This is a genomic window from Nocardioides sp. (assembly GCF_004803405.1).
Classification (GTDB): domain Bacteria; phylum Actinomycetota; class Actinomycetes; order Propionibacteriales; family Nocardioidaceae; genus Nocardioides; species Nocardioides vastitatis.
On the sequence record NZ_SSXI01000334.1, the window covers coordinates 1 to 10,064 of the forward strand.

Here is a 10,064-nt window from a genome sequence, read left to right on the forward strand (position 1 = left end):
GACCGCGCGCGTCGTACTCGGCCGGGCGCACCGGGCCGCCGGCGACGAGGACCTGGCCCGGATGGAGTGGCAGGCCGCAGCGACCTCGTTCACCGCCTTCGGGGCGGTCCGACAGGCGGCAGCGGTCGCCGAGCTGCTCTCTTCCGCTGCGGATGTGACGGTGGCGGCCGGTCCGGCCGGTCCCGCCAGCGCGACGCTGGTGCGGGACGGCGACCGGTGGCGGATCGGCTTCCGCGGGGTCGAGGCGCACGTTCCGGACCTCAAGGGCATCCAGCTCCTGGCGCGTCTCCTCGCCCAGCCCGGCCGGGAGCTGCATGTCCTCGACCTGGCCGGCGCCGGGGTGGTCGCGGCGGGGCTGCCGGTCATCGACGAGGAGGCGCGGGCGGCGTACCGGCGGCGCCTGAGCGATGTCGAGGAGGACCTCGTCGAGGCCGAGCGCGACAACGACGAGGCGCGCCGGATCCTCGCCGAACGGGATCGGGACTACCTGCTGGCCGAGCTCGCCGGTGCCGTCGGCCTGGCGGGGCGGGCCCGGACGGCCGGCGGCACCGTGGAGCGCGCCCGGACGAGCGTCACTCGCTCGCTGCGGTACGCGATCGCCCGGATCTCCGAACAGCTGCCCGAGCTCGGTGCGCACCTCGACGGGGCGGTGCGGACCGGGACGGGCTGCAGCTACCGGCCGGACCCGGTCACCCCGCTGGAATGGCAGGTCGACCCACGCTGAACAGCAGCGTCAGCGGAACACGTCCATGTGCACGTGGTCCCGGTGCTCGAGGATGGCGACGTCACCCGACCGGCTCGGAGGATCGTAGTCGCGCCATCCCTCGCGGCCGGCGGTCCAGATCCGGTCGTCGAAGATGACCGTGCGCACGTCGAGGCGTGCAGCGTTGGCAACGAGGTAATGGGCGACCGCCCATCCCTTCGTGTTGTTCGCGGCGCTGATCGGGCGGACGAACACGTCGATCGCGCGGCCCTCGTAGTGGGCGGAGCCCTCCATGTGGCCGCTGCTGACGCCGTCGGGCGCGAAGCCGCCGAGTGCCAACCCGCCGAAGCGCTCCAGCAGGTCCTTGCGCGAGGCCTCCGCCCGAGGCGTGAGCCCGGTCCCCGTGAGATCCTCATCGGCCGACGGAGCGCCGCCGTCGAGGTCGCAGGTGAAGGTGGCGGGCGACTGTCCGGTCAGGGCGGATGCCAGGGCGCGCCCGTCGGCCTCGTGGTCGGCGTAGGCGTCGGGGAACGCAGAGCGCTGCACGCGCTGCGCGGCGACGGTGATCTCCATGCCCTCGTAGCCGTCGACATCGACCAGCGCGTCGTAGAACGCGTTCGTCGCGTAGACCGGGTCGAGGATCCTCTCTCGGCTGCCCCAGCCCTGGGACGGGCGCTGCTGGAAAAGGCCCACCGAGTCGCGGTCGCCGTAGTCGATGTTGCGGAGCTTCGACTCCTGGAAGGCCGTCGCGAGCGCGATGGAGGCGGCGCGCGCCGGTAGGCCGCGTCGTACGGCGATCGCCGCGATCAGCGACGCATTCTCGGCCTGCTCGCCGGTGATCTCGACGGTGTGGCCCCCGACTGTGGCCGTGCAGTCACCGTCAGGGCCGCCGACGAACGTGTCGGTCACCTTGAGGACGGCGATGCCGACCGCGACGACCGTCGCGAGCACGACGACGCCGACGAGGGCCGCCACTGCTCGCTTCTTCACGGCACCAAGTGTGCGGGAGTGCTGGTGATGTCGGCTCGCTCAGTTGGCGTGCAGCGCGGCGTTCAGGGCGATGCCCTCGCCCTGCCACGGCACCGCCTCGATCGCGCCGGAGATGGAGTTGCGGCGGAACAGGACGTTGCTGGCACCCGACAGGTCGCGAGCCTTGACGACGCGTGACTCCTTGCCGGGCTCGAGCACGGTGACCTTCGTGCCGGCGGTGACGTAGCAGCCCGCCTCGACCACGCAGTCGTCTCCGAGCGAGATGCCGATGCCGGCGTTGGCGCCGAGCAGGCAGCGCTGCCCGATGGAGACGATCTCCTTGCCGCCACCCGACAGGGTGCCCATGATCGAGGCGCCGCCGCCGATGTCGGAGCCGTCGCCGACCACCACGCCCGCGGAGATCCGGCCCTCGACCATCGAGGTCCCCAGCGTGCCGGCGTTGAAGTTCACGAAGCCCTCGTGCATCACGGTGGTGCCTTCGGCGAGGTGCGCGCCGAGGCGGACCCGGTCGGCGTCCGCGATCCGCACACCGGACGGCATGACGTAGTCGACCAGACGCGGGAACTTGTCCACCCCGTGCACGGTGACGTGCTGGCCCGCGGCGCGGAGGCGGGCGCGGGTGAGCTCGAAGCCCTCGGTCGCACACGGGCCCGCGGAGGTCCACACCACGTTGGTGAGCAGGCCGAAGACACCGTCGAGGTTCTGTCCGTGGGGCCGCACCAGGCGCGTCGACAGCAGGTGCAGTCGCAGCCAGACCTCGACCGTGCTGCTCGGCGCCGCGTCGAGATCGGGGATCTCCACCAGGTTGACCGTGCGAGTGACGCCGCGCGCCTCGTCGGCGCCCTCGAGCGCGAGCAGCTCCGCCGGAGCCTCGGCGGCGGCCGGCTTCTCACCCAGCGCGGGGGAGGGGAACCAGGTGTCGAGAACGACGTCGTTCCCGTCGGTGCCGGAGTAGACGGTGGTCAGGCCGAAGCCCCATGCGGCAGTCACGTGTGGGGATTCTATGCGTCAACCGCCGCGGGCCGGGAGGCGGCGCCCTCGGCCAGGATGGCGAGCTGCCGGCTCAGCGCGATCAGGCGGCCCTGCTCGTCCCACAGCTCGACGTCCTCGTCGTGGTAGCCGGCGATCACGTGCCGGGTCACCACGTGGCCGAGGGCCCACACCGTCTCGGGCCGGCGACGGAACTGAACCGTGAGCTGGATCGTCGCGGACGCCAGGTGGCCGATCTCCGCGGTCACCGGCGGGAACGCGTCGACCATGGCTCCGGCGAGCAGGGCGTCGACCGGCCGCTCGTCGGCGGCGCGGATCCAGCACAGCGACTCGGTGGTCCCCGTCGGCTCGCCGGTCAGCCAACCGGTCACCTCCGGCGCCCGATAGGTGTACCGGTCGAGGATCGGCATGCCCACGGGGATCAGCGCGCCCAGGTCGTGGCAGTCCTCCGGCTTCGGCACATCGGGCGCCCCGTGCGGCGTGTGCTCGACGGTGCCGGCGGCGTCCCAGTCGTGGGTGCTGACCACTGCGTGCGCGATCTCCCTGCCCTCCTGCGTCAGCACGGCGTCGTACGTCGACACGCGGCGGCCGACGCGGACCTCCCGGATGTCGATGTCGGCGCCGCCGGGCGAGGCGGGCCGGAAGTAGGTGATCGAGACGCTGAGCGGGTCCGGGTGGTGAGACTCCTGCAGCACCGCCTGCAGGATCAGGGCCTGGACGTAGCCGCCGTTGGGGGTGTTGTTGGCGGTGTTCCAGTCGGCGGTGACCTGGACGCGGTGGCCGCGGCCGCCGGTTCGGACCGAGGCGACGGCGTCGTCGAGGAGGTGGCGCACGGCCTCATCGTGCCGGACCTCGGGTGAGCCTGCTCCCCGAGGTCGGGTGATGGCGGGCGATCTGATTCGCGCCCCGGTCGCCGGCGCCGTACCCTGTGGGCAGAGGCGCTCGAGCCGTCATCAGCGGCGAGCCCCGGGAAGAAAGTCCGAGCGAGAGCAGAGGCGAGTAGAACCCGGCGGGTAGGCCCGTCACAGCCGTGAAGAGAGGCGGCCTCCTCGGAGGTCGCAAGCAGGGTGGTACCGCGGTCCTCGGATCGTCCCTGCGAGGTTTCGACAGACCACCGAAATCACGCAGAGCCGACAGCAGGAGACCGAAGCCCGATGACCTATCCGAAGGTCACCACCGACCCGACCGCCGACAAGCTCGGCGTGCCCTCCTCACCGCGCTTCCCCGAGCTGGAGGAGCGGGTCCTGGCCTACTGGGCCGAGGACGACACGTTCCGCGCGTCCGTCGACCAGCGCGACCCCGGCGAGCGCGGGGAGAACGAGTTCGTCTTCTTCGACGGCCCCCCGTTCGCCAACGGCCTCCCGCACTACGGACACCTGCTGACGGGTTACGTCAAGGACATCGTGCCCCGCTACCAGACGATGCGCGGCAAGCGTGTGGAGCGCCGCTTCGGCTGGGACACCCACGGCCTTCCCGCGGAGCTCGAGGCGATGCGCCTCAACGGGATCAAGACCACCGACGAGATCGTCGAGATGGGCATCGACAGGTTCAACGACGCCTGCCGGGCGTCGGTGCTCAAGTACACCGGCGAGTGGCGCGACTACGTCACCCGCCAGGCGCGCTGGGTGGACTTCGACAACGACTACAAGACCATGAACCCCGAGTTCATGGAGTCCGTGCTGTGGGCCTTCAAGAGTCTCTTCGACAAGGGACTGGTCTACGAGGGCTTCCGAGTGCTGCCGTACTGCTGGAACGACGAGACCCCGCTGTCCAACCACGAGCTGCGGATGGATGACGACGTCTACCAGGACCGCCAGGACCCCTCGGTGACGGTGGGATTCGCGGTGGAGACCGACGGCCCGTTCGCAGGCGCGAAGCTCCTCGTCTGGACCACCACCCCCTGGACCCTGCCGAGCAACCTCGCGGTCATGGTGGGATCCGAGATCGACTACGTGATGGTCGAGGAGTACGGCGTCGACCGGTTCATCCTGGCCGAGGCGCGGCTGGCGTCCTACGCCCGCGAGCTCGGCGAGGAGCCGAACATCGTGTGGCGCGGCAAGGGTGCCGATCTGGTCGGGCTCACCTACACCCCACCCTTCAGCTACTTCGAGGGTCACCGGAACGCGTTCCGCGTCGTACCCGCCGACGAGGCCGTCACGACCACGGACGGCACCGGCCTCGTGCACAGCGCAGGCGCGTTCGGTGAGGTCGACAAGGAGGTCACCGACCGCGAGAAGATCGATCCGGTGATGCCGGTCGGCAAGGACGGACGGTTCACCCACCCGGTCGACGAGTACGCCGGAATGCTGGTGTTCGACGCGAACCCGCACATCACCGACGACCTCAAGCGCCGCGGCGGCTCCGTCACGCCGGGCACCGTCCTCCTGCGACGCGAGACCTACACCCACTCCTACCCTCACTGCTGGCGCTGCCGTGAGCCCCTGATCTACAAGGGCGTCGAGTCCTGGTTCGTCGAGGTCACGAAGTTCAAGGATCGGATGGGCGAGCTCAACCAGCAGATCCGCTGGGTCCCCGAGCACATCAAGGACGGCCAGTTCGGTCGGTGGCTCGAGAACGCCCGCGACTGGTCGATCACCCGCAACCGGTTCTGGGGGAGCCCGGTGCCGGTGTGGAAGAGCGACGACCCGGCCTACCCGCGGATCGACGTCTACGGGTCCTTCCAGGAGATCGAGCGCGACTTCGGACGGCTGCCCGTCAACGCCCAGGGCGAGCCGGACCTGCACCGGCCCTGGGTCGACGACCTGACCCGGCCCAACCCCGACGACCCGACCGGGCGGTCGACCATGCGCCGCGTCGCCGACGTGCTCGACGTGTGGTTCGACTCGGGCTCGATGAGCTTCGCTCAGGTCCACTACCCCTTCGACAACGCGGAGTGGTTCGCGGGCGCCGAGGACGGCTCTAAGGAGGCGCACTTCCCGGCCGACTTCATCGTCGAGTACATCGGCCAGACCCGCGGCTGGTTCTACACGCTGCATGTGCTGGCCACGGCGCTGTTCGACAAGCCCGCGTTCTCCTCGTGCATCAGCCACGGCATCGTGCTCGGCTCCGACGGCAACAAGATGTCGAAGTCGCTGCGCAACTATCCCGACGTGTCGGATGTCTTCGACCGCGACGGTGCCGACGCCATGCGCTGGTTCCTCATGGCCAGCCCGATCCTGCGCGGCGGCAACCTCGTCGTCACCGAGCAGGGCATCCGCGACGCGGTGCGCCAGGTGATGATCCCGCTCTGGAACACGTGGTACTTCTTCGCGCTCTACGCCAACGCCGAGGGGTACGAGGCGAAGCTGGGCTCCTCGGAGTCGCTGGGCAGCAGGGACCCGCTCGACCGGTACCTGCTCGCCAAGACGAGGCAGTACGTCGAGCGGATGACCGTCGAGCTCGACGCGTACGCGATCGCGGATGCCTGCGAGACGACACGGTCGTTCCTCGACGTGCTCACCAACTGGTACGTCCGGCGCTCGCGGGAGCGGTTCTGGGAGGGCAGGGCCGAGGCCTTCGAGACCCTCGCCGCGGTGCTCGACGTGGTGTGCCGCGCGGTCGCGCCGCTGCTGCCGCTGACCACCGAGGAGATCTGGCGGGGACTGACCGGAGGCAGGTCGGTGCACCTCGCCGACTGGCCCGACGTGTCAGAGCTGCCCGGGGACTCCGCCAGCACCGCGCTCGTCGCCGCGATGGACCAGGTGCGCGAGGTCTGCTCTGCAACGTCCGCGCTCCGCAAGGCCGCGAAGCTCCGGAACCGGCTCCCGTTGGCCGAGCTGACCGTGGTCGTCAACGACCCTGCCGCGCTCGAGCCGTTCACCGCGATCGTCGCCGACGAGGTCAACGTGAAGGCGGTGAGGCTGCTCGCTGCCGAGTCGGAGGAGGCTGCGGGCTACGGCGTGGAGCAGAGGCTCACCGTCAACGCCCGCGTGGCAGGCCCGCGCCTGGGCAAGGACGTCCAGACCGCGATCAAGGGATCGAAGTCCGGAGACTGGTCGGTGGCGGACGACGGCACGGTCACGGCAGGCGGGCTGGCGCTGGTCGAGGGGGAGTACACGCTCGAGACCCTGGTCGGCTCCGCGGCCGAGGGTGCCGAGACGGGCATGCTCCCGGGTGGCGGGTTCGTGGTTCTCGACACCGTCGTCACGCCGGCGCTCGCCGAGGAGGGCCTGGCCAGGGACCTGGTTCGCGCGATCCAGCAGGCGCGCCGTGATGCGGGCCTCGACGTGACCGACCGGATCGAGCTCTCGGTGTCGGGTTCCGAGGCGGTGCGAGCCGCGGCCCGTGCCCACGAGGCGCTGATCGCGGGGGAGACCCTCGCGACGTCGTACTCCGTGGTGGACGGGACCTCCGGGATGGTCGATTCTGCCGGCACCAGTGAGGTCGCGGTCGGCGACGGCGAGAAGGCGGCAGTGAGTGTCCGCCGGGCCTGAACGCCCGGCTGGTTGACTGTGACCGTGACTGCCAGCGCCGTACCCCGGCTCGACCTGACCGACGACGCGGTGTCCCTCACCCGTCAGCTGGTCGACATCGAGTCGGTCAGCCGCAACGAGCAGGTGATCGCCGACGCGGTCGAGACCGCGCTGCGCGCGCTGCCGCACCTCGCGGTCACGCGCCGCGGCAACACGGTCGTGGCGCGGACCGAGCTCGGCCGGCCCGAGCGGGTGGTCATCGCCGGCCACCTCGACACGGTGCCGGTCAACGCCAACCTGCCCGCTCGGCTCGACGCGGCGACCGGGCTGCTGCACGGACTGGGCACGTGCGACATGAAGGGCGGCGACGCCGTCATCCTGCGGCTCGCAGCCACGGTCACCGAGCCGGTCCACGACCTCACGTTCGTGCTCTACGACTGCGAGGAGATCGACTCGGAGTTCAACGGCCTTCGGCTGCTGAGCGAGTCCGACCCGGACCTGCTCATCGCCGACTTCGCGGTGCTCATGGAGCCGTCGAACGCGATGGTCGAGGCCGGCTGCCAGGGCACCCTGCGGGTCGACGTCCGCACCCGTGGCGAGCGCGCCCACTCCGCACGTAGCTGGCGCGGCGTGAACGCGATCCACGCCGCCGCCGACGTGCTCGCGCGCCTCAACGAGTACGTCGCCCGCAAGCCGGTCATCGACGGGCTCGAGTACCACGAGGGCCTCAACGCGGTCGCCATCCGCGGTGGCGTGGCCGGGAACGTGATCCCCGACGAGTGCGTGGTGGCGGTGAACTTCCGGTTCGCCCCCGACCGTTCGGAGGACGAGGCGCTGACCTTCGTCCGCGAGTTCTTCGAGGGGTACGACGTCACCGTCACCGACTCCGCCCCGGGTGCACTCCCGGGGCTCGACCGGCCGGCCGCGAAGGCGTTCATCGAGGCCGTCGGGGGCACGGTCAACCCGAAGTTCGGCTGGACCGACGTCGCCCGGTTCACCACCCTCGGTGTCCCGGCGGTCAACTACGGTCCCGGTGACCCGATCCTGGCCCACAAGCAGGAGGAGCACGTCGAGGTGGCACAGATCGAGCGATGTGAGCAGCAGTTGCGGCGATGGCTGCAGGAGGAGAAGGCATGACGAGGCGCACCGGAGCCGGTCCGAAGCCGAGCGCGGGCCGACCGCCGGGGTCGACGACGGACCAGCGGCTGCTCGACAGCCGCGGGGACAGCAACTGGGTGCACACCGACCCCTGGCGGGTGCTCAAGATCCAGGCCGAGTTCGTCGAGGGGTTCAACGACCTCGCCGAGATCGGCCCCGCGATCTCGGTCTTCGGCTCGGCGCGGATCTCGGCGACCCACCCGGCCTACGCGATCGGCGAGAAGGTCGGCTCCGGCCTGGCGCGGGCCGGGTTCACCGTGATCACCGGCGGTGGGCCGGGTGCGATGGAGGCCGCCAACAAGGGTGCGACGGAGGCCGGCGGGGAGAGCATCGGCCTCGGCATCGAGCTGCCGTGGGAGGTGAAGCTCAACGACTACGTCACCTTCGGGCTCAACTTCCGCTACTTCTTCGTCCGCAAGATGATGTTCGTGAAGTACTCCCAGGGGTACATCGTGCTGCCCGGCGGACTGGGGACGCTCGACGAGCTCTTCGAGGCCATGACGCTCGCGCAGACGCTGAAGATCACCCAGTTCCCGATCGTGCTGATGGGCGTCGAGCACTGGAGCGGCCTGCTGGACTGGATGCGGGGATCGATGCTGGAGGACGCCCGCATCAAGCAGTCCGACATCGACATGCTCACCCTCACCGACGATGTCGACGAGGCCGTCGCGCTGATGGTCGCCGCGCGCGAGCGGCACGGCTGAGTCGGGCTAGAGGCCGGAGACAGAGGGATGCCGCAGACGATGATGTGGGTCTTCGCCGTCCTCATCGTGCTCGCGATGGGCGTGGTCGCCATGCTCGCCGCCGGGAGGGGCGAACCGATCACCCCGGTGTACGTCGACCGACCCGATGCCGTCGTGCCCCAGGACCGTCCGATCGGGCCCGACGACCTCCGCAGAGTCCGATTCTCGCTGGCGTTCCGGGGCTACCGCATGTCGGAGGTGGATGCTCTGCTGACCCGGCTCGCGGCGGAGATGGAGTCGCCCCGGCATGGCCTCGACGTGGAGGAGGAAGACGCGCCCTAGGGGCCACGGCTGCGTTGTTTGCGCGGCATGGGCGATAATGGTGCAGCGCACAGTCGAGTGCACTGCGCGCGCGACAACCTGCAGGTAGTGGAAGAGGGGTGCCGCATGGCGGCGATGAAGCCTCGGACCGGTGACGGTCCGCTCGAGGTCACCAAGGAGGGTCGCGGCATCGTCATGCGCGTCCCGCTCGAGGGCGGCGGCCGACTCGTCGTCGAGCTCAACGCTGAGGAGGCGTCCTCCCTCGGCGACGCCCTCAAGAACGTGGTCGGGTGACCCCTCCGGCTCGACGCGCTGCATCCCGCGGCTCATCAGCGACCGGTCCCTCGGGGCCGGTCCTGCCGAGTCAGGCCTCACCACCTCAGTTCGCACTCAGCGATCTCATGCCCGGCGCCATCAAGGGCGTCGAGGTCGTCGCGCTGCCGGTCCTCCCGGGAGACGATGACGTCCCGGTGCTGCTCGGTCCCGGCGCCGCGGAGCTGAACGAGCAGCTCGACGTCGACCTCGTCGGCGTGGCGGAGCTGCACGGTCTCACCGGTGCCACCGCCGAGATCGCCTCGATGCCGGTCCCTGCCGGTACGTCCAGCAACCCCGACCTGCGCCTGGTGCTGTTGATCGGCGTCGGCGAGGCCCGTCCGATCGACCTGCGTCGTGCCGGAGCAGCGCTGGCGCGGGCGACCCGCGACCGCGCGGCCGTCGCCACCTCACTGCCGGCCGTCGCCGGCGTCGACCTGCCCGACGGCCGCGAGCTGGTCGAGGCGTTCGTCGCAGGCACGATGCTCGGCGGTT

At 70.6% G+C, this 10,064-nt stretch carries 10 protein-coding genes; 7 read left to right on the forward strand and 3 right to left on the reverse strand.

Annotated features, from left to right (window positions below):
* On the forward strand, window positions 1-724 hold a 724-nt coding region (locus tag E7Z54_RS23650; protein WP_206056481.1), incomplete at its 5' end, for a hypothetical protein.
* Window positions 725-733: 9 nt separating this feature from the next.
* Here the strand turns inward: E7Z54_RS23650 and E7Z54_RS24290 are convergent.
* Genes E7Z54_RS24290 through E7Z54_RS22735 form a run of 3 tightly spaced genes read right to left on the reverse strand, consistent with a single transcriptional unit; the run spans window position 734 to window position 3,516 of the window.
* Complete coding sequence (locus tag E7Z54_RS24290) at window positions 734-1,693, reverse strand: hypothetical protein (RefSeq protein WP_136437008.1); 960 nt, start codon at window positions 1,691-1,693, stop codon at window positions 734-736.
* 39 nt (window positions 1,694-1,732) lie between these two features.
* Window positions 1,733-2,683: a 2,3,4,5-tetrahydropyridine-2,6-dicarboxylate N-succinyltransferase gene (gene dapD / locus E7Z54_RS22730; protein WP_136437009.1), complete on the reverse strand. Its 951-nt coding sequence runs from the start codon at window positions 2,681-2,683 to the stop codon at window positions 1,733-1,735.
* An 11-nt stretch (window positions 2,684-2,694) separates the two neighbouring features.
* Window positions 2,695-3,516, reverse strand: a complete 822-nt coding sequence (locus E7Z54_RS22735; protein WP_168798470.1) for a thioesterase family protein — start codon at window positions 3,514-3,516, stop codon at window positions 2,695-2,697.
* A 321-nt stretch (window positions 3,517-3,837) separates the two neighbouring features.
* Between E7Z54_RS22735 and ileS the strand changes: the two genes are divergently transcribed.
* The 6 genes from ileS to E7Z54_RS22765 form a co-directional block, all read left to right on the forward strand.
* Window positions 3,838-7,116 (forward strand): isoleucine--tRNA ligase, encoded by a 3,279-nt coding sequence (gene ileS, locus E7Z54_RS22740; protein WP_136437011.1) that lies wholly within the window; start codon window positions 3,838-3,840, stop codon window positions 7,114-7,116.
* 24 nt (window positions 7,117-7,140) lie between these two features.
* Window positions 7,141-8,232 (forward strand): succinyl-diaminopimelate desuccinylase, encoded by a 1,092-nt coding sequence (gene dapE / locus E7Z54_RS22745; protein ID WP_136437012.1) that lies wholly within the window; start codon window positions 7,141-7,143, stop codon window positions 8,230-8,232.
* Window positions 8,229-8,957 carry a TIGR00730 family Rossman fold protein gene (locus tag E7Z54_RS22750; RefSeq protein WP_136437013.1) on the forward strand — a complete coding sequence of 243 codons (729 nt, stop codon included), beginning with the start codon at window positions 8,229-8,231 and terminating at the stop codon, window positions 8,955-8,957. The genes dapE and E7Z54_RS22750 overlap by 4 nt, the downstream gene beginning before the upstream one ends.
* A 27-nt stretch (window positions 8,958-8,984) precedes the next feature.
* Complete coding sequence (locus E7Z54_RS22755; protein ID WP_240769857.1) at window positions 8,985-9,278, forward strand: DivIVA domain-containing protein; 294 nt, start codon at window positions 8,985-8,987, stop codon at window positions 9,276-9,278.
* 105 nt (window positions 9,279-9,383) lie between these two features.
* Entirely contained in the window at window positions 9,384-9,551 is a 168-nt protein-coding gene (locus E7Z54_RS22760; protein ID WP_136437014.1) for a DUF3117 domain-containing protein, read from the forward strand.
* Between the two features lie 107 nt (window positions 9,552-9,658).
* Window positions 9,659-10,064, forward strand: a 406-nt coding sequence (locus E7Z54_RS22765) for a M17 family peptidase N-terminal domain-containing protein (protein ID WP_276606261.1), incomplete at its 3' end; no start/stop codon positions are given.

Coding starts and splice junctions, on each gene's coding strand:
- ileS (WP_136437011.1), top strand. CDS start 3,838: ATGACCTATCCGAAGGTCACCACCGACCCGACCGCCGACAAGCTCGGC.
- E7Z54_RS22750 (WP_136437013.1), top strand. CDS start 8,229: ATGACGAGGCGCACCGGAGCCGGTCCGAAGCCGAGCGCGGGCCGACCG.
- E7Z54_RS22755 (WP_240769857.1), top strand. CDS start 8,985: ATGCCGCAGACGATGATGTGGGTCTTCGCCGTCCTCATCGTGCTCGCG.
- E7Z54_RS22760 (WP_136437014.1), top strand. CDS start 9,384: ATGGCGGCGATGAAGCCTCGGACCGGTGACGGTCCGCTCGAGGTCACC.